The sequence below is a fragment of the Herbiconiux sp. UC225_62 genome (genome assembly GCF_042694625.1).
Lineage (GTDB): Bacteria > Actinomycetota > Actinomycetes > Actinomycetales > Microbacteriaceae > Herbiconiux.
The window spans coordinates 4,401,952-4,423,072 of record NZ_CP170551.1 but is presented as its reverse complement, the minus strand read 5'-3'; the positions used below and the strand labels follow the sequence as shown (position 1 = coordinate 4,423,072).

General features: G+C 70.5%; 25 protein-coding genes. 15 read left to right on the top strand and 10 right to left on the bottom strand.

Annotated elements, in window-relative coordinates; all coding sequences use genetic code 11:
* The first annotated feature begins 206 nt into the window (after positions 1 to 206).
* Positions 207 to 758, top strand: coding sequence for a cupin domain-containing protein (locus ACFJGU_RS21495; protein WP_382306492.1), 552 nt, complete (start codon positions 207 to 209; stop codon positions 756 to 758).
* Positions 759 to 870: 112 nt separating this feature from the next.
* On the opposite strand, the gene ACFJGU_RS21490 is transcribed toward ACFJGU_RS21495, so the two are convergent.
* Together ACFJGU_RS21490 and ACFJGU_RS21485 are read right to left on the bottom strand one after the other, a co-directional pair.
* Complete coding sequence (locus ACFJGU_RS21490) at positions 871 to 1,521, bottom strand: DinB family protein (RefSeq protein ID WP_382306490.1); 651 nt, start codon at positions 1,519 to 1,521, stop codon at positions 871 to 873.
* A 67-nt stretch (positions 1,522 to 1,588) separates the two neighbouring features.
* Positions 1,589 to 1,948: an ArsR/SmtB family transcription factor gene (locus tag ACFJGU_RS21485; RefSeq protein ID WP_382306488.1), complete on the bottom strand. Its 360-nt coding sequence runs from the start codon at positions 1,946 to 1,948 to the stop codon at positions 1,589 to 1,591.
* Positions 1,949 to 2,033: 85 nt separating this feature from the next.
* Between ACFJGU_RS21485 and ACFJGU_RS21480 the strand changes: the two genes are divergently transcribed.
* The 5 genes from ACFJGU_RS21480 to ACFJGU_RS21460 all read left to right on the top strand — a co-directional run bounded on the left by ACFJGU_RS21480 (position 2,034) and on the right by ACFJGU_RS21460 (position 6,470).
* Positions 2,034 to 3,263, top strand: a complete 1,230-nt coding sequence (locus tag ACFJGU_RS21480; protein ID WP_382306486.1) for an MFS transporter — start codon at positions 2,034 to 2,036, stop codon at positions 3,261 to 3,263.
* Positions 3,264 to 3,359: 96 nt separating this feature from the next.
* On the top strand, positions 3,360 to 4,541 hold the full coding sequence (locus tag ACFJGU_RS21475; RefSeq protein ID WP_382306484.1) for a hypothetical protein: 1,182 nt from the start codon (positions 3,360 to 3,362) through the stop codon (positions 4,539 to 4,541).
* Entirely contained in the window at positions 4,538 to 5,053 is a 516-nt protein-coding gene (locus ACFJGU_RS21470) for a hypothetical protein (protein ID WP_382306483.1), read from the top strand. The genes ACFJGU_RS21475 and ACFJGU_RS21470 overlap by 4 nt, the downstream gene beginning before the upstream one ends.
* A gap of 12 nt (positions 5,054 to 5,065) precedes the next feature.
* Complete coding sequence (locus ACFJGU_RS21465; RefSeq protein WP_382306482.1) at positions 5,066 to 5,791, top strand: hypothetical protein; 726 nt, start codon at positions 5,066 to 5,068, stop codon at positions 5,789 to 5,791.
* 100 nt (positions 5,792 to 5,891) lie between these two features.
* Positions 5,892 to 6,470: a TIGR03086 family metal-binding protein gene (locus ACFJGU_RS21460; protein WP_382306480.1), complete on the top strand. Its 579-nt coding sequence runs from the start codon at positions 5,892 to 5,894 to the stop codon at positions 6,468 to 6,470.
* A 47-nt stretch (positions 6,471 to 6,517) separates the two neighbouring features.
* Here the strand turns inward: ACFJGU_RS21460 and ACFJGU_RS21455 are convergent, their stop codons facing one another.
* The gene (locus ACFJGU_RS21455; protein ID WP_382306478.1) at positions 6,518 to 6,829 is read right to left on the bottom strand and encodes an ATP-dependent DNA ligase; all 312 of its coding nucleotides are present in this window, start codon (positions 6,827 to 6,829) and stop codon (positions 6,518 to 6,520) included.
* Positions 6,830 to 6,907: 78 nt separating this feature from the next.
* On the opposite strand from ACFJGU_RS21455, the gene ACFJGU_RS21450 reads away from it, so the two are divergent.
* The 4 genes from ACFJGU_RS21450 (at position 6,908) to ACFJGU_RS21435 (ending at position 10,050) form a co-directional block, all read left to right on the top strand.
* The gene (locus ACFJGU_RS21450) at positions 6,908 to 7,351 is read left to right on the top strand and encodes a hypothetical protein (protein WP_382306477.1); all 444 of its coding nucleotides are present in this window, start codon (positions 6,908 to 6,910) and stop codon (positions 7,349 to 7,351) included.
* A 70-nt stretch (positions 7,352 to 7,421) separates the two neighbouring features.
* On the top strand, positions 7,422 to 8,069 hold the full coding sequence (locus ACFJGU_RS21445) for a hypothetical protein (protein WP_382306475.1): 648 nt from the start codon (positions 7,422 to 7,424) through the stop codon (positions 8,067 to 8,069).
* 78 nt (positions 8,070 to 8,147) lie between these two features.
* The gene (locus tag ACFJGU_RS21440; protein ID WP_382306473.1) at positions 8,148 to 9,008 is read left to right on the top strand and encodes a hypothetical protein; all 861 of its coding nucleotides are present in this window, start codon (positions 8,148 to 8,150) and stop codon (positions 9,006 to 9,008) included.
* A 70-nt stretch (positions 9,009 to 9,078) separates the two neighbouring features.
* Positions 9,079 to 10,050, top strand: a complete 972-nt coding sequence (locus ACFJGU_RS21435; RefSeq protein WP_382306471.1) for a diacylglycerol/lipid kinase family protein — start codon at positions 9,079 to 9,081, stop codon at positions 10,048 to 10,050.
* Positions 10,051 to 10,062: 12 nt separating this feature from the next.
* Here the strand turns inward: ACFJGU_RS21435 and ACFJGU_RS21430 are convergent, their stop codons facing one another.
* From ACFJGU_RS21430 to ACFJGU_RS21410, 5 genes are all read right to left on the bottom strand, one after another.
* Positions 10,063 to 11,490 carry an LssY C-terminal domain-containing protein gene (locus tag ACFJGU_RS21430; RefSeq protein ID WP_382306469.1) on the bottom strand — a complete coding sequence of 476 codons (1,428 nt, stop codon included), beginning with the start codon at positions 11,488 to 11,490 and terminating at the stop codon, positions 10,063 to 10,065.
* A 20-nt stretch (positions 11,491 to 11,510) separates the two neighbouring features.
* Positions 11,511 to 12,941, bottom strand: coding sequence for an MDR family MFS transporter (locus ACFJGU_RS21425; RefSeq protein ID WP_382306467.1), 1,431 nt, complete (start codon positions 12,939 to 12,941; stop codon positions 11,511 to 11,513).
* Positions 12,938 to 13,309, bottom strand: a complete 372-nt coding sequence (locus tag ACFJGU_RS21420) for a hypothetical protein (protein ID WP_382306466.1) — start codon at positions 13,307 to 13,309, stop codon at positions 12,938 to 12,940. Before ACFJGU_RS21420 ends, ACFJGU_RS21425 begins: the two co-directional genes overlap by 4 nt.
* Positions 13,310 to 13,378: 69 nt before the next feature.
* Positions 13,379 to 14,131: a class I SAM-dependent methyltransferase gene (locus ACFJGU_RS21415; RefSeq protein ID WP_382306464.1), complete on the bottom strand. Its 753-nt coding sequence runs from the start codon at positions 14,129 to 14,131 to the stop codon at positions 13,379 to 13,381.
* Positions 14,132 to 14,233: 102 nt separating this feature from the next.
* The gene (locus tag ACFJGU_RS21410) at positions 14,234 to 15,178 is read right to left on the bottom strand and encodes an SDR family oxidoreductase (RefSeq protein ID WP_382306462.1); all 945 of its coding nucleotides are present in this window, start codon (positions 15,176 to 15,178) and stop codon (positions 14,234 to 14,236) included.
* A 126-nt stretch (positions 15,179 to 15,304) separates the two neighbouring features.
* Here ACFJGU_RS21410 and ACFJGU_RS21405 point away from each other — a divergent pair, with 126 nt between their 5' ends.
* Complete coding sequence (locus ACFJGU_RS21405; RefSeq protein ID WP_382306460.1) at positions 15,305 to 16,147, top strand: helix-turn-helix transcriptional regulator; 843 nt, start codon at positions 15,305 to 15,307, stop codon at positions 16,145 to 16,147.
* A 28-nt stretch (positions 16,148 to 16,175) separates the two neighbouring features.
* On the opposite strand, the gene mftG is transcribed toward ACFJGU_RS21405, so the two are convergent.
* Both mftG and mftR read right to left on the bottom strand, forming a co-directional pair.
* The gene (gene mftG / locus ACFJGU_RS21400) at positions 16,176 to 17,798 is read right to left on the bottom strand and encodes a mycofactocin system GMC family oxidoreductase MftG (RefSeq protein ID WP_382306458.1); all 1,623 of its coding nucleotides are present in this window, start codon (positions 17,796 to 17,798) and stop codon (positions 16,176 to 16,178) included.
* Positions 17,799 to 17,802: 4 nt separating this feature from the next.
* Positions 17,803 to 18,402: a mycofactocin system transcriptional regulator gene (mftR, locus tag ACFJGU_RS21395; RefSeq protein WP_382306456.1), complete on the bottom strand. Its 600-nt coding sequence runs from the start codon at positions 18,400 to 18,402 to the stop codon at positions 17,803 to 17,805.
* A gap of 97 nt (positions 18,403 to 18,499) precedes the next feature.
* Here mftR and mftA point away from each other — a divergent pair, with 97 nt between their 5' ends.
* The 4 genes from mftA (at position 18,500) to ACFJGU_RS21375 (ending at position 21,102) form a co-directional block, all read left to right on the top strand.
* On the top strand, positions 18,500 to 18,616 hold the full coding sequence (mftA, locus tag ACFJGU_RS21390; protein WP_382306454.1) for a mycofactocin precursor MftA: 117 nt from the start codon (positions 18,500 to 18,502) through the stop codon (positions 18,614 to 18,616).
* Positions 18,617 to 18,626: 10 nt separating this feature from the next.
* Complete coding sequence (gene mftB, locus ACFJGU_RS21385) at positions 18,627 to 18,917, top strand: mycofactocin biosynthesis chaperone MftB (protein ID WP_382306453.1); 291 nt, start codon at positions 18,627 to 18,629, stop codon at positions 18,915 to 18,917.
* Entirely contained in the window at positions 18,914 to 20,230 is a 1,317-nt protein-coding gene (mftC, locus tag ACFJGU_RS21380) for a mycofactocin radical SAM maturase (protein ID WP_382306451.1), read from the top strand. The genes mftB and mftC overlap by 4 nt, the downstream gene beginning before the upstream one ends.
* 62 nt (positions 20,231 to 20,292) lie before the next feature.
* A complete protein-coding gene (locus ACFJGU_RS21375) occupies positions 20,293 to 21,102 on the top strand; it encodes a mycofactocin-coupled SDR family oxidoreductase (RefSeq protein WP_382306449.1) in 810 nt (269 codons plus the stop codon).
* Positions 21,103 to 21,121 lie beyond the last annotated feature (19 nt).

Sequence of the window (21,121 nt, the reverse complement as noted above, 5' to 3'; positions counted from 1 at the left end):
CCGAGCGGTGGTCCGTCGCAATCGAGTCGTTATGCGCGGTGCCGCGCCGGCCGGGGCTGGCTCCCCGAAGTGGGGGTGCGGCAGGCGGGCCGCGCGACGAGCCCTTCTGCCACGATGATCAGGGATTCTCCGGTGCGTGACCCGGCCGGGCGTGACAGCACACGCATCCACCCGCCCGTCGCCCGCCGCCAGCGAAGAGGTCCACCGTGAAGCATCGTCCCGCCACCGTCGTCGCCCTTGCTCTCGCCGCGCTGTTCGCGGCCACGGTCAGCGGATGCGCGTCCACGCCCGTCGCATCCGTTACCTCGGTCTCGGCCACGCCGAGCGCCGAAGCCATCGCGCCGACACCCACGCCGACGCCGTCCGTCGCGGCGACCGACGCCCCCGTCGTGGTGGAAGAGCTCGGCAAGGGCGAGCAGGACGCCGCGGTCGACGTCGAGGTCGCCGGGCCCACCCAGGTCGCGTTCCGTCGCATCACCCTGCACCCGGGTGCCGGAACCGGCAAGCACTGCCACGACGGCCAGCTGATCGCGGTGGTCGAGCAGGGCACGTTCACCCACTACGCCCCGATCTACCCCGGCGGCGTGCACGTCTACCAGGCGGGTGACTCGATCGTCGAGGGTGCGCACTACGTGCACGAGGGCAAGAACGAAGGCACCGAGGACGTGGTGCTGCTGGTGACCTACGTCATCCCCGAGGGCGACCCGCTGGCCGAGACCGACCTCTCGCACTGCGACCCCGAGCAGCCCGCCGAGTAGCTCGGGCTGCGCGGGTCTCCGCGTCGCACCGACCCGGCTCGCCCGCCTCGCCCGCCTCACAAGCGAGGTAGCGCGAACTGCCGTCTCCGGAGCCCCCAACGGGCACTTGGCGCTACCCCGCGGACGGCGGCGGAGCCGTGGATTCGCCGGAGGCCGCTGCTCGCGCCGCCGCCTCGAGGCGGGAGCGGTAGGCCTCCCACTCGGCTGCGGAGCGTTGCGGGATGTTCGCGTCGGTCGGCCCGTTGCCGATCGCGCCGTCGATCGACTCGCGCACGATGTCGGCATGGCCCGCGTGCCGCGCGGTCTCGGCGATCATGTGCACGAGGATCTGCTGGAGCGTCACCACGCGTCGCTCCGGCGTCCACCACGGGACCTCGCCGCGGGCATCCAGCGGCAGCGCCTCGATCGTGGCGTCGCTGTGCTCGGCCGAATAGTGGTGCAGCTCGATGATCTCGGCCCGCGTCTCGTCGGGGAACGCCCACATGTCGCCGTCGGGCTCCGCTCCCTCCGCGTACCACGGCAACTCGCGCGCCGGGCGCCCGAACACCTCGCCGAAGTAGCCCAGCTCGACGCTCGCGACGTGCTTCACGAGACCGAGGAGGTTCGTGCCGGTCGGCGTCATGGGGCGGCGCACGTCGTATTCGCTCAGCCCGTCGAGCTTCGCGAGCAGATCGGCGCGGCGCACGCGCAGGTAGCGCAGGAGGACGGCCTTGGCTGGCTCGGTGGCGGGATCGGCCTGGGCGGGGGAGTCGCTGTCGTTCATCCTCCGACTCTGCCTGAATCCGCCGACATCGGCCAGGGCGCGCCGTCAGGCGATGCCGGTGCGCCCGTCAGCCGGCGTCGGCGTCGGCTACGGCTACGGCGTCTGCGCCGGCTCCACCGTCCGCGCCGTGTGTCAGCGCATCCACGAGCCCGGGGAACCGTGCATCCAGCTCCGCCCTCCGTAACTGGATGGCGTGGGAACGGCCGTCGACGATGGTGCGCGTGATCCCGGCCTCCCGCAGGGCCTTGAAGTGGTGGGCGAGCGTCGACTTCTGCACGTCGAATCCCCAGTCCGGCGCGCTCTTCGAGTGCGGTTCACCGTCGCCGAGCACGGTCACGATGCGAAGGCGGATCGGATCGGCGACCGCACGGAGCACGTCGACCAGGTGCACGTCGGCCATGTCGGGCACCGGGTAGTCGTTCGTCATGTCCCGGTTCCCTTCCTTCGTCGGACGTGAGCCTCCGGTCGGCTCAATTAGTTCGATGGTTATCGAACTATGCTATCGTGATCGTATGACATCGATCGAACAATCATACGCGCACCGGCTCACGCCGCGCTTGGCCGTCCTTGCGGTGGGCCTGTTCGTGGTGGCCACCAATGCGTTCGTCATCGCGGGGCTCCTGCCGTCGATCGCCTCGTCGTTCGACGTATCCGCCGATCAGGTCAGCTACTCCATCTCCTACTACGCGATCGTCGTCGCCGTCGCGGCGCCCGCCATCTCCATACTGCTCCCGCGCCTCTCGCGCACCACTCTGATGGCGACCGGGACTGCACTGGTCGCCGTCGGCACCGTGATCGCCGCCGCCGCGCCCGGCCTCGAGGTCTTCACGGCCGGGCGTCTGGTCGCCGCGTTCGGCGGCGCCGCCCTCGTTCCCGCGGCCACGGCCGCCGCCGCTGCGCTCGCCCCGGTCGAACGGCGCGGTCGTGCGATCGCTTTCGTGGCGGTCGGCTTCACTGCCGCCTCCGCCTTCGGTGCCCCCCTCGGCACGGCGCTCGCGACCGTCGGTGGCTGGCGGATGCCGCTGTTCGCCCTCGCGGGGTTGGCCGTGCTCGTCTCGGTGGCCATCGTGTTCTTCGTGCGCGGAGTGCCGGTCGGTCACGCCGTCTCGGTGCGCCGTCGCTTCGCGACACTCGCCGACCCGCGCATCCTGCTGACCCTCGCCGCCGCCCTGCTCGTGTTCTGCGGGTTCAACGCGGTTTACATCTTCAGCTCGGCCGTCACGAGTCAGGCGACCGGCGACACGGGGTCGCTGCTCGCCGTGCTGCTGCTCGTGTTCGGGGTGTCCGGCGTGATCGGCAACGTGCTCGCGGGGCGGCTCGTCGACCGGTTCGGCAGCCGCATCATGACCGCGGCCGCCCTGCTCCTTCAGCTCGCAGCGCTCGCGGCTCTGCCGCTGGTGGCCGGCAGCCTGGTGGGCACGGCGGTGCTGTTCGCGCTGTGGGGAGCATCCGCCAACGCGTCGACGCTGCCGCTGCAGCACCGGCTGATCGAGATCGACCCGGCGACGTCGGGCATCGCCCTCTCGTGGTTCTCCACCGCGATGTACGCGGGTATCGCACTGGCTCCGCCGCTCGGCGCCACCGCGTTCGGGCTGGGCGGCGGCGAACTCGTGCCCGAGGTCGCGGCCGGGGCTCTGCTGCTGGCGCTCGTGGTGTTCCAGGTGGGGTGGCTGTGGCGGCGACGGCCCGCATCCGCCCCCGCCACCGGATCGATTCCCGAGATCGCCACGACACGGATTTGAGAAATGCTCTACACGCATGAGCATTAAACGCTTCATGTGTATAAGCTGTCGTCGGCGACAGGGCCTCGGGGGAGGTGTCACACGAAAGGCCTCTCGATGCCCATTTCCCATCGACTCAAGCTGCGGCTTCTCACCTCAGCACTGGCCGTGGTTGCGACCGCTGCAAGCGCATTCATCAGCACTCCGGCGGGGGCTTCGACCCTCCCGGATGCGACGCCCTCGATCAGCGACCCGGTCGCGCTGATCGGGCGGCTGGCTCCCGGCATCCTGGCCGAGACGAGCATCCCGCCCACCCCGGCCGAGGCGGAGGCGGTCGAAGCGTCGACCGGAATCGCGCCGTTCCGGGCCGATCTGCCGGCCGTCGCCGCGCATCCGCTCCGCCTCGCGCCCGCCGAGACCGAGGGAGCCGGCCTGCCGGTGTCCCTCACCATCGAGGGTGCGCGCGGTCAGGGCCGGGAGGAGCAGGGCATCACGGTGTTCGCCGACCCCGGAGCATCCTCGGCCGCCTATCTGCAACCCGTGCAGAACGGCGTGCGGATGCTCACGGCACTGGCCGACGCCACCGCCGGTGACGACTTCTCCTACACCTTCGACCTGCCCGCGGGCAGCTACCCGACGGCGCTGCCGGGCGGCGACACGATCGTCTCGGATGCCTCGCACCACTACATCGGTTCGCTCGGCGAGGCCTGGGCGGTCGACGCGCGGGGCCGCGCCCTGTCGACGTCGTACTCGTGGAGCGGTTCGACTCTCACCCAGCACGTCGACCTCGCGGCCGACACCGCATATCCGGTGCTCCTCGACCCCACCTGGTATTACACCTACGACTTCTCGGCGACCCTCGCGGGCTACCACGCGGTGCATCCGAAGGCCTCCGAGCGAGCCGTCGATCTGCTCCTGCACGGATGCTTCAACTGCTACTTCCCGATCAACGGGGCGCCGCGGGGGTACCCGGCCGACGGAGACGTGCTCAACCTCAACGCGAGCCCGTTCTCGCTCGTCGTGATCCCCGCGCCGGTCAGCGTGCAGACGGCCAACGGGGGAGCCCTGCAGTTCGTCGCCCGGGCCGGTCATTTCGACGGAGAGGGGTCGATGGTCACGTTCGCCTGGTACAACGATCCGAGTGGATACATCCACCTCTACGTGCACGCGAAGGTGATCAAGGACAACGGCATCGCGATCAACGTGGCCAATTCCCGGATCGCGGGCTTGAACTGGTTGGCCTACTGGCAGCGTGTCGCGGACAATGCGAACGGCAGCAGCGGAGGCGGCGGAGTATGACGAGACGGGCGAGCGGGTCGGCGGCCACGCGTCGCCGGCCGCTCGCCCGGGTCGCGCTACTCGCGATCCCCGGTGGAATCCTCGTCGGCGCGCAGTTCGGCGTCTCGTATTCGCTGGTGTCCACCGTGCCGGATCTGCTGCTCGACCCGACGTGGCTCGGCGGCACCGGGTCGGTCGGGCTCGCACTCTTCGGCGCGATGATCGGCGCGGGCGTCGGTGTATTGCTCGGCCTCGGTGTCGGCGGTTTCACGGCCGGCGTCCTCGCGTTGTCCTGGTCGACACGCCTGCCGGCTCCGGCCGTGGCCGGGCTGGGGTCGAGCGCCATCGTCGTGGCGGCGATCGCGCTCGACATCGTGGCGTTCGGGGTCCATCCCGAGACCCTGCTGCTCGCCCTGACCGCATCGACGGGCGGCGTCGCGGGAGTGATTCTGCTCACCTGGGTGGCGGGGCTGCGGCCGCACGACTACGAGGATGTGCTCCGGGCACGGGAGCGCGCATCCGCCCCGGGCTAGTAGCGTCGGAGCATGGACGGCGACGGCACGACGGATCCGCAAGGAGGCGCGGGTGGCGGCGGGGCCCACGCGGCCGCGGATGCCGGCGGCGGGGAGGACGTGAGCCTGGCGGCCGGCGGCGGGGCGGATACGAGTGAGGCGGCTGGCAGCGGGGCCGGGGACGCGGACGCGACGGCTGGCGGCGGGGCGGACGTGAGTCCGGCCGCGGGCGGCGGGGCCGGGGGCGCGGAGGTGGCGGCTGCCGGGCTGCGGGTGGTGCTCGAGGGCGTCGTGCGCGGACTCGTCGAGGCGGGGGCGCGCACCGAGGCGCTCGGTGCGTTCGAGCAGCGGCGGAGCATCCTGGGCGTGCGGCGGGGGCCGGTGCTGGTGCCGAAAGGGCGCGTGTGGCGACTCGGCGTGCTGCTCCTGGATGCCCAGGGCGGGCTGCACGAGGTCGGTGCGGTCACACGGGCCGTCGACCCCGGCCGCGTCACGAACCAGTCGCCGCGTGCCGAGGAGCGGCGCGACTACCGCCGCGCGGCCTACCAGGGCAAGTTCGAGCGCGGCGACACCGTCAATTACGACGCCAAACCGGTCGCGCTCGACGCCGACTCCCTGCGTGCCGACGGAGGCCTGCTCTCCCTGGACGGCGACACCGTGATGGTGCGCTGGAACAAACAACCCGGCGCCGCAGGCCTCACCCCGCTCGTGCCGTACCTCACAGAGCGCGCCACCCTCCTCACCGCTCCGCCTCCCTGACCGGCGGGGTCGAGTCGCCAAGACACGCCCCTACGTGAGCCGCCATTCCGTCGGATTTCGGCGATTCGACGGGTCCGGAGGCAGCGGGTACCGTGGGGGGATGTTCGCGCAGGAGCCGGCCGAGAGGCATCGTCTGATCGCCGGGATCTTCAGTGCCCGGGTCGCCGGCGTCGCGCCCGACGGCTGGGACGTGCCGTCGCCGGTCGCCGAGTGGACGGCCCGCGACGTGGTGGGCCATCTCGTCGGCTGGTTTCCAGGGTTCCTCGAGAGCGGGAGCGGGATCGCCCTGCCGCGCGGCGCATCCGTCGCCGACGACCCGGTCGAGGCGTGGCGCACGCAGGCCGACGCCATCCAGGCGCTCCTCGACGACCCCGCCACGAGCGAGCGGATGCTCCGCAACCGTCACATCGGCGACATCCCGCTCCCGCAGGCGATCGACCAGTTCTACACCGGCGACGTGTTCATGCACACCTGGGATCTCGCGACCGCGACCGGCCAGGACGCCCGCCTCGACCCCGACTTCTGTGCCGACCTGCTGGGCGGCATGGAGTCGATCGAGGAGGTCATGCGCGCATCGGGACAGTACGGCCCGCGGGTACCGGTGCCGGCCGGTTCGGACGTGCAGACGCGGTTGCTCGGCTTCATCGGGCGCGATCCGTTCTGGTCGCCGCCGGCGTAGCCCCGCCGCGCAACCCCGCGGGCCTTGCGCCCGCGACGACGACGCCCCTACGCGCTCGCTGCGCCCGGCTCGTCGAGCGGGACGAGCCCGGCGGTGGTTCCCGCGATCACGGCGAGCTGCTCGATCCACTCGCGGTTGAGCGTGGGCTCCCGGCTGCCGCGGAACAGGAACTGCAGCGGAATCGCCGGGTCGAGCCACAACGACACCCGGCCGCCCCCGCTCTCGCGATGCAGTTCCCAGGTCAGGGTGAAGGATTCGCGCCGTCGGAACTTCGTGACGATCACCACTCGAAGGTGCGCGAGCATGCGGTCGTCGAATTCGTACTCAGAACCGTGCGATCCGTACACGAGTGTTCCCATGCTGCCCCTTCCCCTCAGGGCGATGCTATCGGCTGCCGGGTCGGGCGGGTGCTCAGCGGGCGTCGCTACGCTCGGAGAATGGATGCGTGCACGCGGCTCTGCTCGGTCGCCGACGAGGTCGCGGCCCGGGTGATCGCCTCGCGCGCCACCCCGCGCCGCTTCCTGGTGGAGTTCGGCCGGGCCGCCGCCGGGGTGCGCACGGGCCCGCTCTGGGTGCTCGACGCGGCCCGCGGCGGGCGCAACCGACTGCCGGGTCGCGGCTTCGCGCCCGAGTTCGACGACAGCACGCGCGGGCAGGCGCGGCACTTCGCGGGGATCGTCGCGGTGGCCGCCCGCATCGGACCCGCTGCCGCGCGCTGGGCTTCGGTGCACCTCGGGCGCGATCACCCCGACTCCGCCGACGGCCGCCTGACCGACGCGGCGATCGAGTTCACACGCCTCGTCGCATCCGACCGCCTGCCGCTCGGCGACACCTCGACCTGGATCGCCCAGCACCTCTGCGCCTCTCCGCCCGCCACCTGACCTGCCGCACCCGAACCCGGCGCACCGCGCGAGGCCACCCCGTATCCTGGAAGGGCGAGGAGGGTGCACCATGGGCTGGCGGCGGCGGGAACGGGCACCGCGCTGGCTGGCGACCGGCAAACCGGTCGAAGCGCCGGAGCCTTTCGGGCCGAAAGACGTCGAGGCGGCCATCGTCGACGGCATCCTCATCGCCCGCTTCTCGGTGGTGATGGCCGTGAAGAACCGACTGATCGTGGCGGCCCTCCGCGACGACCAGCGTTTCGACCGTGAGCGGGCGGCCGAGATCGTGCGCGAGGTGGCCGAAGAGGTCGCGCGCGAGCAAGAGGTGAACGAGGTGCACGCCGACGAGGTCATCGAGCACGCCGAGGGCGACCGCGGAGTGGCGCGGCACGAGCACGACTACAAGTCCCGTGACGTCGAGCTGCTGGCGGCTCGGCGGCGGGTGTACCACGACGTTGCTCGCGACATCCGCCGGTCCGCCCAGGATCCGGAATGGGTGGCGGCCGTCGTCGAGGACGCGCGGCGAGCTGCGTGGGACGACATCGGCCGCGAACTGGCCAACCGCCTCGACGACGTCGAGCGGGTGTCGAACGTGGTGGTCGACGAGGAGTACTTCCGTGACCGCGACGAGCGGATGCGCCGGCTGCGCGAGTTCGACCTGTGGGAGCTGGCCGACAAGAACTACGCGCGCAGGCCCAAGCGCAGCGGCAGCCGCTGACCCTCGCTCCACCACGGCCATGCGGCCGGTCTCGTCCCGGACCCTCCTCCGGAGTAGATTCGGTGCGGGAGGACCACCGTGCCCGAGCAGATCGCCGACGCTTTCCTGGCATTCGGTGAATCGGTACGCCCTCCGGCCGCCGAGGTCGACGCCTGCACCCAGCTCCGCAACCGGATCGCCGACGCCGTGGTGACCGAGGGGCGCGTGCTGCGACTGGTCGACACCGGTTCCTTCCGGCACGGCACCGCGGTGCGGGGCGTCAGCCTGTTCGACGTGATCGTGGTGCTGCGCGGCGCCAAGCCCAAGTCGCTCGCGCGCTCGCTGGAGCTGCTGCACGCGGTGATCCCGGTCGATGCCCTCTCCTCGGCGGCCGTGCGCGACGACTCGGTCGTGGTGGAACGCCTCGGCGGAGCGGGCGTGCGCCTCATCCCCGCCTACGAGGCGAGCGGCGATCCGGGCGACACCGCCGACTCCGTCTGGGTTCCGGATGCCGGCCACCGCTGGGTGCGGCACCGCCCGTCGGCCCGCACCGTGCTGCTCTCGCGCATCGACGACGACGGATCGCTGCGCACCCTCATCCGTCTGCTGCTGGTCTGGAAGCATCGGCAGGAGGTGGCCGTGTCGTCCTACTACCTCGAGACGGTCGCCATCCGGCAAGCCCTGCAGCAGCGCTCCTTCAGTCTGCTCTGGGATCTGTGCTGGATCTGGGAGCGCCTCTCGACCGACGCGCTCGCCCCGGTGCCCGACCTCACGAGTCCCAGCCAGACCCAGCCGGTGCGCGCCTGCGCCACTCTCGCGCGGGCGATCGAGGCGCAGTTCCCGATCGAGCGGGCGGCGTCGAGCGCCCGCGGCGCGATCGGCGCGTACATGGACGGCGACCTCGACGCGACCGAGGCCTACCTCCGGGCGCTCTTCGGCGGCGACTTCCCCGAACTCTGACCACGGAGTCCGACGCGGGTTCGCACTCGTGCCGGAGCGCGCACGGGCACGGCCTGGTACGGTCGCCAGCATGACCTCGACCCGGCGCGCCGCCCTCGTCTACAACCCCATCAAAGTCGACCTCGACGCCCTGCGAGCCGCGGTGACCGCGGAGGAGCAGGCGGCAGGCTGGGCCGAGACCTTGTGGCTCGAGACCGAGATCGACGACCCGGGCCAGGGCCAGGCGAAGAAGGCGCTCGACGAGGGCGTCGACCTCGTCATCGCGGCGGGCGGCGACGGCACCGTGCGCGCGGTCGCCGAGGTCCTGCACGAGTCGGGGGTGCCCCTCGCGCTGCTCCCCTCGGGCACCGGCAACCTGCTGGCCCGCAACCTCGACCTCACCCTCGACGACGTGGGCAACTCGCTACACACGGCCTTCCAGGGCGAGAACCGTCCGGTCGATCTGGGACTCATCCGCATCCGGCACCAGGACGACACGGTCAGCCAACACGCCTACCTCGTCATGGCCGGCCTCGGACTCGACGCGAAGATGCTCGCCGCGACCGACGACGACCTCAAAGCGAAGGTGGGCTGGCTCGCCTACGCGAAGGCCATCGCCCAGGTGCTCGGCGAGAAGAACCACCTGCGCATCCGCTACAACCTCGACGCGAAGGGCAACCGCTCGGTGCGGGCGAACTCGATCATGATCGGGAACTGCGGATCGCTGCCCGCCAACATCCTGCTGTTGCCCGAGGCGGCGATCGACGACGGGATCTTCGACATCGTCATCCTGCGCCCGGAGGGCTTCATCGGCTGGGTGCAGATCGTCGTGAAGATCTTCTGGGAGAACGGGGTGCTGCGGCGCACCACGGCCGGTCGCCGCCTCGCCGGAGCCACCAAGGAGGTGCGCGCACTCAACTACCTCAAGGGGAAGGAACTCGTGATGCGACTCTCCAAGCCCGAGGAGATCGAGCTCGACGGCGACGGCTTCGGTCAGGCCGTGGCGCTGAAGACCTGGGTGTCGCCGGGCGGCGTGCTCATCCGGGTACCCGCGGACGCCTGAGCGCATTCATCGCTAGACGGCGGCGCGCGACGCTTTCTTGTCGCGCGGCCGCCGGGCGAAGTCGCGGGCGCGGCTGCTCGAGAGGGCGATGAGGATGAGGATGTCGAGAGACACCCCGATCAGGTTCGTGCCGAGCGTGATCGCCTGGTGCCCGGTGACGTGCTCGACCGCGGCGATCAGGATGTTGATCACACTGAACGTCATCACGGCGATGCGGGCGATGTTGCTGCCGAAGAACACGTAGAGCCCGAAGAGCACCTCGGCCACGCCGAACGCGGCCGTGGCGCCGATCACCACCCAGAGGGCGGCGTCGCGCGGATCGAGGGATGCCGGCAGCCCCATGTCGAGGTCGATGCGGAGCGAGTCGCGCAGGTTCTGCCAGTCGAGCAGCACGAGCACGATCAACACCACCGGGGTGAGGGCCCGCAGCAGCACCACCACGGCGCCGAAGGTGGTCTGCGCGGGGCGCCGCACCGCCTTCTCGGGCAGAGCGCTCGCGTTCGCCGAGGTGTGCGGGGTCGGCACCGGAGCGAGCGCCTCCGCCACCGACTCGGCGCTCGGCGCCACCGCGCGCAAGTCGACGATCGGCAGGTCGCCGTCGGTGACGATCTGGTCTCCGCCGCCGTTGCGGGAGTGGTATCCGGTGGCGAAGTCCTTCAGGACGCGCACGGTCACCGCGGGGTCGGCATCCTGCACCGTCGTCACGATGTGGTCGCGCTCGATGTCGGTGTTCTCGTCGATCTTGTGCGTGATCTGGAGGGTGAAGAGCGAGAAGCCCACCGCGCGATCGTAGGTGCCGGCCGCGAGCCAGTCGACGGAGTGGCCGCCGGGCAACAGCCAGCCGTCGGGGCAGCGCCAGAAGCGCACGTGGTGACGCTTCGCCGGATTGCCCTTGACCTCCTGCTGGTAGGCGAAGTCCTGGTTGCGTCCGAAGAGCATGAGGGGGCTGACCGGCGCTTCGTTGTAGCTGCGGCGGAGCACCGTGGAGGCCACGATCTTGCTGGCGCTGCGCAGGGTGAGGTCGTCGGCCCGGGTCCAGCCCGCAGCGAGCAGGGCTGTGTGCACCTGTTCCTCGGTGCCCAGGAGGCCGAGGTTCACCGGGTCTCCGAGGAGCCCGTCGCTCGTGCGGGTGCGACCGATGAAGTAGTTCGGAACGTAGATGTTGGTGAGGATGCGGTGCAGCCGCGGCAGCGCGACATAGGCCACGATCACCCAGAACACCACGTAGAACCAGAGCTGTGCCCAGCCCATGCTGAAGCCGTCGGTGAGCACCAGGTAGGCGAGCCAGATCGACGCGAGGCCCGCCACCACGAAGAAGAGGTTGTCGAGCACGGCGTTCACGGAGAACGTCCGCCGTCGGCGTGCGCTCGGGGCCGCCGCTCCGGACGTGGGCGCCGAGGCCGGTTCCGGGGGAGCGGCCGGGGTGAGCGTCTCGGGCATGATGCAAAGATACCGCCCGGCTACTCCCGCGTGGCGACCAGTTCCACGTCTTCGACGCGGGAGCGCGGCATCAGGAGGCCCGCCGTGACCGTCAGCACCGCGCACACCGCGACGGCCGTGAACACGGCTCCGGATGCCGCCACGATGGCCCCGGGGTCGTGCTCGCCCCCCGGCGCGTCGGCCAGGATCGCGTTCGCGATGGCGCCGAAGACGGCGACGCCGACGGCGCTCCCGATGGACCGGGCGAACAGACTGGTGCCCGTCACGACCCCGCGGTCGCTCCACGAGACGCTCGACTGAGCGGCGATCAGGCTCGGGGCGGCGACCCAGCCGAAGCCGAAGCCGATCACGAAGCAGCACACCGCCACCATCGCGATCGAGGGCGACGCCGCCGACAGGGTGAGGGCGATGGTGCCGAGCACGGCGAGCGTGAGGCCGATCAGCACGGTGCCCCGGAACCCGATCCGGAAGTAGAGCCGACCCGACACCGAGGCCGACACGGGCCAGCCGATGGTCAGGGCGGCCAGCGCCAGGCCGGACACCAGGGGCGAGACGCCGATCGAGCCCTCGAGATAGGTCGGGATGTAGGAGGTGAGGCCGATCAGCATCGCGCCCACCCCGAGCCCCAGCAGGGTGGTGGTGACGAGGAGCCGCCGCGAGAAGATCCACATCGGGATGATCGGCTCCGCCGCCCGTTTCTCGACGACGTAGAACGCGACCAGGGCGATCGCCCCCAGGGCGAAGGCGCCGATGCTCTCGAGAGACACCCATTCCCACGCCTGACCGCCTTCGAGGAAGGCGAGGATGATGGCGCTCATGCCGATGGTGAGGAGGATCGCGCCCGGATAGTCGATGCGGTGGTGGCGCTTCTCGATGGTCTCGTGGAAGCGGCGCACGAGCATCCAGCCCGCCAGGATGCAGATCGGCACGTTCACGAAGAAGATCCAGCGCCAGGAGACGAACTCGGAGAACAGGCCGCCGAGGGTGGGACCGACAACGGAGGAGATGGCCCACACGCTCGCCAGGTAGCCTTGCGTCTTCGCGCGCTCGGCGACGGTGTAGATGTCGCCGGCGATGGTGAGCGCCATCGGCTGCACCGCGCCGGCCCCGAGGCCCTGCAGCGCCCGGAACGCGATGAGCGCGGGCATGCTCCAGGCGAAACCGCAGAGGATCGACCCCACCATGAACAAGCCGATGCCGATGAGGATGATGGGCTTCCGACCCACCGTGTCGGAGAGCTTCGCGTAGATCGGCACCGACACGGCCTGCGAGAGCAGGTAGATCGAGAACAGCCACGGGAACTGGGCGAACCCGCCGAGGTCTTTCACGATGGAGGGCACCGCGGTGGCCAGGATGGTGGCCTCGATCGCCACGAGGCCCGTGGTGACCATCAGGGCGATGAGGATGGGCCCGCGCTTCGACCGGAATCCGACCCCGTCGACCGCGGTCATGCGCTCGCCTCGGCGTCGAGGTCGGTGAGCAGTGCCTGGAACTCGGCGGGTGCGGAGCGGATGACGGTGCGCCCGGCGATCGGACCCGCCCAGTGGGCGGTCGGCGCCACGTTCACGATCTCGAACTCGAGCAGCGTTCCGCGGCCCTCGGCCCGGACGCGGTATTCGCCGCGGTACCACCAGTCGCCCTGCACGATCACGGTCTGGCTCGCCTCGTCGACCAGCGACCGACCCTCGTCGCCGCCGTTCAGGTGGCCGAAGCGCCGCACCAGGCCGAGGAAGACGGCATCCGGAGCGGCGTCGAGATGACCAGCGAACGACCTCACCACCGTGTGTTTGTCGGGGCGGTGCAGGGAGACGGTGGCCATTGTTCGATGCTAACCCCGAGGGCAGACATCGGCCCGCGCTCAGAACTCCCGGGCTCCGAACTCCCGCCCTCAGAACTCCCGGGCGATGGTGACGCGGGTCGAGTACGGCATGTCGACGTGCTCGCGCCCGGCGAGGTCGGGATGGGTGCGCAGCAGCTCCTCGATGCGGGCGAGCACCGCCGCGCGTTCGGGCTCGGGCAGCGCGATCACGTAACTGCGCGAGGTGACCATGGCGAGCAGCTCGTCGTGGCTGATGGGATTGGTCCAGTGGAACTCGGCATGGGCATCCCGGGTGAGCGGCTCGCCGAGGGGTGGAGTCGTGCTGTCGAAGCGCTCGGCCTCCGAGGCGCCCATGATCTCGCCGAGTCGGGCGACCCAGTCGACGGAGTCGTCGCGGATGTTCCAGATCAGCGCCAGCACCCCGCCGGGTCTCAGGATGCGGGCGACCTCCCGCGACGCCGCGTCGACGTCGACCCAGTGCCAGGCCTGGGCGACGGTCACCACGTCGGCCGATTCGTCGCCGAGCGGGATCGCCTCGGCGGTGCCGGCCACGGCGACCACCCCGGGGAGGTTCGCGGCGAGGCGGGCGCGCATCTGCGCATCCGGTTCGACCGCGGTGACGGATGCCGCACGCCCCACCAGACTCGCCGTGAACTTGCCGGTGCCCGCGCCCACGTCGACCACGTCGGGTTGCCGCCCGTCATCGGTGGCTGCGCGAGTGAGTATCCACTCGACCGCGTCGAGCGGATACCCCGGCCGCCCCTTGTCGTACGCCGCGGCTTCGGCACCGAACGAGAGGGCGAACGACTTGTCTCTGGCCATGCCCCCATCCTCCCTCTCGAAGCCCGACCTCCCGAACTTCTTGCCCCCAAACGTCCCAAAATCGGGATTATCGGACGTTTGGGGGCAAGAAGTTCGCGGAGCTCAAGCAACGGGGAAGGGGGCGCGGGTCAGGTCTTCGGAGAGGGCCCAGACGCGGCGCGCCTCGTCGGGGTTGCGCAGGCGCGAGTACAGGGGTTGTTCCGCCGGCAGGCCGCCGAGGTGGCCGGGCCCCTTCGGGCCGTAGAGGCGGCCGCCCCCGGCCTCGGGCGAGGTTGCGGCCAGGAGGGCGGGGAGGGCGGCTGTCTCAGGGGTGCCGACCAGGATCCCGCGGGCGGACAGCCAGCGGATGATGCGCACGCTCCGGGTATCCGCGGATCGGCCGAGCTCCGGCCGCGCCGCGAGCAGGCTGGTGGGCGCGACACCCGGGTGGGACAGATTGCTGCTGATGCCCCAGCCGAGTGCGGCGCTGCGCCGCTCGAGCTCGAGGCCGAAGAGGCCGAAGGCGATCTTCGACTGGCTGTAGGCGCGCGCGCCGTTGTAGTCGCGCTCCCAGTTCAGGTCGTTCCAGTTGATGGTGCCCTGGTTCGCGGCGATGCTGATCTGCGAGGTCACCCTCGCCGAACCCGCCCGGAGCAGCGGCAGGAGGCCGGCGATCAGCGCGACGTGACCGAGGTGATTGGTGCCGAACTGCGACTCGAAGCCGTCGACCGTGGTCTGCCGTTCGGGCGGGGTCATGACGCCGGCGTTGTTGACGAGCACCTGGATGGGCACGCCCTCGCTGCGGAGCGTCTCCCCGAGAGCCGCCACCGATTCGAGAGACGACAGATCGAGCTGCCTCAACGACACCTGGGCCGACGGCGCGGACTGCCGGATGCTTGCCAGGGCGGACTCGCCCTTCCGGGAGTTGCGCACCGGCAGCACCACCTCGGCGCCGGCGGCCGCCAAGCGGGATGCGATGCGGAGACCGATGCCGTCGCTTCCGCCGGTGACCACGGCGCGGATGCCGCGGAGGTCGGGAACGGTGATGTCGAAGGGTGTGCGTGCCATGTGTCTTCTCCTGGGTGGGGGCGTCATCCGACTCTCCTCGTCCGGCGGATCGTCATCCAGGACTCGTCAAGTCACTGATGAGCAGTCCCGGAGCAGGTAGGAATGAGACACGACGAAGGAGGGCGCATGGAGATCGACCGGGCCGGGCTGGGGGAGTTCCTGCTCCGGCGGCGTGAGGCACTGCAGCCCGAAGACGTCGGTCTCGGGCGGGGCCAGCGCCGCCGCACCTCCGGCCTCCGGCGCGAGGAGGTCGCGGTGCTCAGCCACATGTCGACCGACTACTACGCCCGCCTCGAGCGGGGCACGGGTCCGCATCCCTCCGAACAGATGATCGCGTCGATCGCGCAGGGGCTGCACCTCACGCCCGACGAGCGCGACCACCTGTTCCGGCTGGCGGGACACCATCCTCCGGCGCGCGGCGTCTCGAGCGACTACATCGGCCCGGGGATGCTGCGCATCTTCGACCGGTTGCAGGACACTCCGGCGGAGATCGTCACCGAGCTCGGCGAGACCCTGCGCCAGACGCCTCTCGGTGTGGCGCTGACCGGCGACACCACGCACTTCACGGGGCCGTCGCGGAGCATCGGGTACCGGTGGTTCACCGACCCGTCGAGCCGGGCGCTTTACGCGCCCGACGAGCATCCGTTCCTCTCCCGGCTCTGGGTCTCCGGACTCCGCGACGTGGCGGCGCGGCGGGGTCGGTCGTCGCGCGCGGCACAGGTGGCCGACGAGCTGTTGGAGCGGAGCGAGGAGTTCCGCGCCCTCTGGGAACGGCACGAGGTCGGCCTCCGCCCGCGGGAGACCAAGCGGTTCGTGCACGCCGAGCTCGGTGCCCTCGAGCTCAGCTGCCAGACGCTCATCGATCCGGACCAGTCGCACGCACTGCTGGTGTACACGGCGTCTCCGGGCAGCGACAGCTACGAGAAGCTGCAGCTGCTCTCCGTCATCGGTGCGTCGTCGCTCCGCTGACGAGGGGGTCGCGCTCGCGGTCTGCGGCTCAGTCGGCGGCGACGAAGTGGGCGATCCGGGTGCCGAGGAGCACGGCCGTCACGGCAGGACCACGGCGCGGGACGGTCGGGAGGATCGACGTGTCGGCCACGCGCAGGCCTCGCACGCCGCGCACCCGGCCGTGCTGGTCGACGACGGCGCCGGGGTCGTCGGGCGGGCCCATCCGGGCGCTGCCGGAGAGGTGGATGGCCGTGCCGAGGTTCGCCTGCACCCAGGCGTCGAGCGCGGCGTCGTCGGCCAGGGTGGTGGCGTCGATGTTCGTGAGGCCGTCGGAGATTCCAGAGAACGCCGGCGACTCGATGAGCGCGGCGGCCCGGCGCACGGCGACCCGCATCCGGGCGCGGTCGGCGGGGGAGGCGAGGTAGTCGTAGTCGATCTGCGGCGGGGCGTCCGGGCCGTCCGCCGACAGACGGATGCTCCCTCGCGACTCCGCGTTCTGCACGGCCACGAGCACCGTGAGGTCGGGTGCGGCGGCGGGCTCGCCGGTGAGCAGGTAGTGCATCGGTTTGAGCAGGGGCAGGACTTCCAGCTCCGTGCCGTCGTCGAGGGTGGCGTTCAGCACGCTCTCCATCGCGGGCCCGTCACGCGCGTCCGCGACCGCCACCTCGGAGCGTGGCCGCCAGGTGAGTTGCACCTGCGGGTGGTCGCTGAATGCGGCTCCGACACCCGGAACGTCGGCCACGACCGGGATGCCGAGTCGCTCGAGCTCGGCGCTCGGCCCCACCCCTGAGCGCAGCAGGAGTGTGGGCGACATGATCGCCCCCGCAGCGAGCACGACCTCCCGCCCCCGGACGACGCGGCGTGTCCCGCCGCCCGCGTCGGCCGACGCCTCGATCTCCACGCCGACCGCGCGGGTGCCGTCGAAGACGACGCGGCGCACCACGGTGCCCCCGCGCACCTCGAGATCCGGATGCTGGGCGAGCGGCAGCAGATACGCCAACGCGGTGTTCCACCGCACCCCGTCGCGCACGTTCATCGGCAGGGGCCCGTGTCCGGCCGCCAGCTCACCGTTCTTGTCGGCCTCGTCGGCGTACCCCGCTCCCGCGGCTGCGGCGGCGAACGCCGCGGTCACCGGATGTGCGCCGATCGCCCACCCCGTAGCGCCGCCCGTCGTGGGTGCCGACGCGACGTGGTGCAGGGCGGGGCGGGTCACGGGCATGGGTCCTGCCGAGCCGTGGAGGGCGGCATCCGTGCCGAAGTCCGCGTCGGACTCGAGGGCGCGGAGGAACGGGAGGCAGGCCTCGTAGCTCCACTCGGAGTTGCCCAGGGCCACCCAGTCGTCGAAGTCGGCGCGGCGAGGTCGCACGAAGTAGCCGCCGTTGATTGTCGTCGACCCGCCCAGGATGCGGCCCCGCGCGATCGAGTACGGCCGGGACGGCGTGAGGTGCGCCGCGAAAGCCCAGTTGTCGGGATGCGCCGGGTCGGCCCCGCGGATCGTGCCCGCATCCAGCAGCGCATCCGGCATCCCGGCGGCATCCGTCGGAGCCGGCCCCGCTTCCAGCAGCAGCACGCGGCGCCCCGCCTCCGCCAGCTGGGCCGCCAACGGAGCCCCGGCGCCGCCCGCGCCCACCACGATCACGTCGTACTCGGGCTCGCCCGCCGCCCCGGTCACGCGGCTACCGGCCGGAGCGCGAGTCGAACGTGGTCTCGAGCATCCGGATCGCCGAGTCGAGCAGCTCGGCCAGATCGGCGTCGTCGTGCTTCAGCCACTGCTCATACGCCGAGAGCGACACGGCGAGATATGCCCAGGCGATCGCCTGCGGCTGGAGACTGTTCTCCGGCACCCCGAGGCGCTCGGCCGCGAACTCCGCCACCACCTGCCGCCAGGATGCGTAGCGCAGCGTCGAATGCGCCACCAGCGTGGGCACGTTGAGCAGCAGCTCCATCCGCTGCCGGTGATAGGGCACCTCCTCGACGGGGAAGCGATTGAACTCGATCACGGCTTCCCGCAGCGCTTCGACGAGCGGCATCGACGTCGGAAGCTCGCGCAGATAGCGGCGCATCCGGTCGAGCAGCTGCTCGAAATCGCCCCAGGGCAGATCGTTCTTCGAGGGGAAGTAGCGGAAGAAGGTGCGCCGCCCGATGCCCGCCCGCGCGGCGATCTCATCGATCGTGGTGGCGTCGAATCCGTGCTCGACGAACAACTGCAACGCGATGTGACTGAGCTCGGCCTGCGAGGTCGACGGGGCACGGCCGAGTCGGGTCGGAGTCGTCATCGGCTCACCTCTTCCATTCGGCACTCGGTGTCATTAGTATCGTCTCCATCACAGTAAATCGACGATGTTGACGAATTACGACCATGAGGAGAATCCCATGAGTGCACGTGAAACGACCACCCCGGCCGAGATCCTCGGCGACGACACGGCGGTGATCGAAGCCGATTCGCTGGTCGAAGAGGTCTCGATCGACGGTATGTGCGGCGTCTACTGAATCCGCCGCCATGCCTGTGCTGAATTCTAGCGGGCTGGACCTCGACACCGCGTGGGATCTGCATCCGCAAGTGTCGGTGCGTCCGGAACCGTTCGGCGCCCTGCTCTACCACTTCGGCACGCGCAAGCTGTCGTTCCTCAAAGACCGCACCCTGCTCGCGGTCGTCCAATCGCTCGGTACCGCTCCCACCGTGCGCGCCGCCTGTGAATCCGCGGGTGTCGGCGACGCCGATCTGCCGCGCTACCAACAGGCCCTCGGCACGCTCGCGCGGTCGTCGATGGTCGTCGAAAGGTCGCAATGACACTCCTGGATGCCCGCCCCGAAGCCCCGAAGCCCGCTCCGCCCCCTCAGCCCGGCCGCTTGGTCGACCTGTTCGAGTACGGCCTGGACTCCCCGATCTGCCTCACCTGGGAGCTCACCTACGCCTGCAACCTGTCGTGCGTGCATTGCCTGTCGAGTTCGGGTCGCCGTGACCCGCGAGAGCTGAGCACCGACGAGTGCAAGGCCGTCATCGACGAGCTCGAACGGATGCAGGTCTTCTACGTCAACATCGGCGGCGGTGAACCCACGGTGCGCTCCGATTTCTGGGAGCTGGTCGACTACGCCACCGCTCACAAGGTAGGCGTGAAGTTCTCGACCAACGGGGTGAAGATCACGCCCGAGGTCGCCCAGAAGCTCGCGAGCTCCGACTATGTCGACGTGCAGATCTCGCTCGACGGCGCGACCGCCGAGGTCAACGACTACGTGCGCGGCCCCGGCTCCTACGCCACCGCGATGCGAGCCATGCAGAACATGAAGGACGCCGGCTTCACCGATTTCAAGATCTCCGTGGTCTGCACCCGTCAGAACATCGGCCAGCTCGACGAGTTCAAGGCCATCGCCGACGAGTACGGCGCGCAGCTGCGCCTCACCCGCCTGCGCCCCAGTGGTCGCGGTGCGGATGTCTGGGACGAGCTTCACCCGTTGCCCGAGCAGCAGCGCGAACTCTACGACTGGCTCGTCGCCAACGGCGAGAACGTGCTCACCGGTGACTCCTTCTTCCACCTCTCGGCCTACGGGTCGGCCCTTCCTGGCTTGAACCTCTGCGGCGCCGGTCGGGTGGTGTGTCTGATCGACCCGGTCGGGGACGTGTACGCGTGCCCGTTCGCGATCCACGACGAGTTCCTGGCCGGCAACGTGCGGTCGGAGGGTGGGTTCCAGGAGGTGTGGCGCAACTCCGAGCTGTTCACGCGGCTGCGGAAGCCGCAGTCGGGCGGCGCCTGCACCAGCTGCAGCTTCTTCGACTCCTGCAAGGGCGGCTGCATGGCCGCGAAATTCTTCACCGGGCTGCCCCTCGACGGGCCCGACCCGGAGTGCGTGCGCGGGTTCGGCGAGGAAGCCCTCGAGAAGCGGAAGATGGATGGCTCCATCCCGAAGCCGGATGGCGACCACTCGCACTCGACCGTGCGTGGCCCGCGCCGCGACGGCAAGCCGTCCGGCACGGGACTGATCACGGCGGGTGCGGTGAAGACGCGCCGCCCGGTGCCGGTGACGCTGTCGCTCAGCCGCCCGGCGCATCCGCCGGTCAGCGCGTGCGAGGAGAACCCCCTCGCCGGATTCACCCCGGGAGACTGACCCCGGGAACAAAGGCCACGGGCCGCATCCACGACCCGCGTGTGTAAAGAGAGGAACATGCAATGGGTCGAGTCGAAGGCAAAGTCGCTTTCATCACCGGAGCCGCTCGTGGGCAGGGGCGCTCGCACGCGATCCGGCTGGCGCAGGAAGGGGCCGACATCATCGCGGTCGACCTGGCCGACCACATCCCGAACATCGACTACCCCTCGGCCACCGAGGAGGACCTCGCCGAGACCGTGCGTCAAGTCGAAGCCCTCGATCGCCGGATCATCGCCACGAAGGTGGACATCCGCGACCGAGCAGCGCTGAAAGGCGCCGTCGACGACGGGGTCGCTCAGCTCGGCAAGCTCGACATCGTGGTCGCGAACGCGGGCATCTGCGTCATCGCCGACTGGAAAGGTACCTCCGAAGACGTCTGGGAGCAGACCATCGGCACCAACCTCACCGGCACCTGGAACACCCTGCAGACCACCGCGCAGCACCTCATCGACAACGGCGGTGGGTCGATCATCATGACCAGCTCGGCGGCCGGCATCAAGGGTCTGCCGTTCCTCTCGGCCTATGTCGCATCCAAGCACGGGGTCGTGGGGCTCATGCGCGCCTACGCCACCGAGCTCGCGGAGTACAACGTGCGCGTCAACACCATCCACCCCACAGGCGTCAACACGCCCATGGGCACCCTCGGTGGTGGCGCTTTCGGGCCGCTGCTCGAGGCGCATCCGAAGCTCGGCGGGATGCTCGCGAATCTGCTGCCGATCGAGATCACCGAACCCGTCGACCAGTCGAACGCGGTGCTCTGGCTCGCCTCCGACGAGTCGCGCTACGTCACCAGCCTCGAGCTGACCGTCGACGCCGGCAACACCCAGTTCTGAATCGCAGGAGAAGAGAAGG

What these genes read in the sequence shown, in the direction of transcription:
- ACFJGU_RS21405 (WP_382306460.1), top strand. Translation starts at nt 15,305, where the DNA reads ATGGAGATCGACCGGGCCGGGCTGGGGGAGTTCCTGCTCCGGCGGCGT.
- ACFJGU_RS21490 (WP_382306490.1), bottom strand. Translation starts at nt 1,521, where the DNA reads ATGAACGACAGCGACTCCCCCGCCCAGGCCGATCCCGCCACCGAGCCA.
- mftB (WP_382306453.1), top strand. Translation starts at nt 18,627, where the DNA reads ATGCCTGTGCTGAATTCTAGCGGGCTGGACCTCGACACCGCGTGGGAT.
- ACFJGU_RS21455 (WP_382306478.1), bottom strand. Translation starts at nt 6,829, where the DNA reads ATGGGAACACTCGTGTACGGATCGCACGGTTCTGAGTACGAATTCGAC.
- ACFJGU_RS21425 (WP_382306467.1), bottom strand. Translation starts at nt 12,941, where the DNA reads ATGACCGCGGTCGACGGGGTCGGATTCCGGTCGAAGCGCGGGCCCATC.
- ACFJGU_RS21460 (WP_382306480.1), top strand. Translation starts at nt 5,892, where the DNA reads ATGTTCGCGCAGGAGCCGGCCGAGAGGCATCGTCTGATCGCCGGGATC.
- ACFJGU_RS21410 (WP_382306462.1), bottom strand. Translation starts at nt 15,178, where the DNA reads ATGGCACGCACACCCTTCGACATCACCGTTCCCGACCTCCGCGGCATC.
- mftC (WP_382306451.1), top strand. Translation starts at nt 18,914, where the DNA reads ATGACACTCCTGGATGCCCGCCCCGAAGCCCCGAAGCCCGCTCCGCCC.
- mftR (WP_382306456.1), bottom strand. Translation starts at nt 18,402, where the DNA reads ATGACGACTCCGACCCGACTCGGCCGTGCCCCGTCGACCTCGCAGGCC.
- ACFJGU_RS21420 (WP_382306466.1), bottom strand. Translation starts at nt 13,309, where the DNA reads ATGGCCACCGTCTCCCTGCACCGCCCCGACAAACACACGGTGGTGAGG.
- ACFJGU_RS21450 (WP_382306477.1), top strand. Translation starts at nt 6,908, where the DNA reads ATGGATGCGTGCACGCGGCTCTGCTCGGTCGCCGACGAGGTCGCGGCC.
- ACFJGU_RS21470 (WP_382306483.1), top strand. Translation starts at nt 4,538, where the DNA reads ATGACGAGACGGGCGAGCGGGTCGGCGGCCACGCGTCGCCGGCCGCTC.
- ACFJGU_RS21435 (WP_382306471.1), top strand. Translation starts at nt 9,079, where the DNA reads ATGACCTCGACCCGGCGCGCCGCCCTCGTCTACAACCCCATCAAAGTC.
- ACFJGU_RS21485 (WP_382306488.1), bottom strand. Translation starts at nt 1,948, where the DNA reads ATGACGAACGACTACCCGGTGCCCGACATGGCCGACGTGCACCTGGTC.
- mftA (WP_382306454.1), top strand. Translation starts at nt 18,500, where the DNA reads ATGAGTGCACGTGAAACGACCACCCCGGCCGAGATCCTCGGCGACGAC.
- ACFJGU_RS21445 (WP_382306475.1), top strand. Translation starts at nt 7,422, where the DNA reads ATGGGCTGGCGGCGGCGGGAACGGGCACCGCGCTGGCTGGCGACCGGC.
- ACFJGU_RS21375 (WP_382306449.1), top strand. Translation starts at nt 20,293, where the DNA reads ATGGGTCGAGTCGAAGGCAAAGTCGCTTTCATCACCGGAGCCGCTCGT.
- ACFJGU_RS21430 (WP_382306469.1), bottom strand. Translation starts at nt 11,490, where the DNA reads ATGCCCGAGACGCTCACCCCGGCCGCTCCCCCGGAACCGGCCTCGGCG.
- ACFJGU_RS21465 (WP_382306482.1), top strand. Translation starts at nt 5,066, where the DNA reads ATGGACGGCGACGGCACGACGGATCCGCAAGGAGGCGCGGGTGGCGGC.
- ACFJGU_RS21480 (WP_382306486.1), top strand. Translation starts at nt 2,034, where the DNA reads ATGACATCGATCGAACAATCATACGCGCACCGGCTCACGCCGCGCTTG.
- ACFJGU_RS21475 (WP_382306484.1), top strand. Translation starts at nt 3,360, where the DNA reads ATGCCCATTTCCCATCGACTCAAGCTGCGGCTTCTCACCTCAGCACTG.
- ACFJGU_RS21415 (WP_382306464.1), bottom strand. Translation starts at nt 14,131, where the DNA reads ATGGCCAGAGACAAGTCGTTCGCCCTCTCGTTCGGTGCCGAAGCCGCG.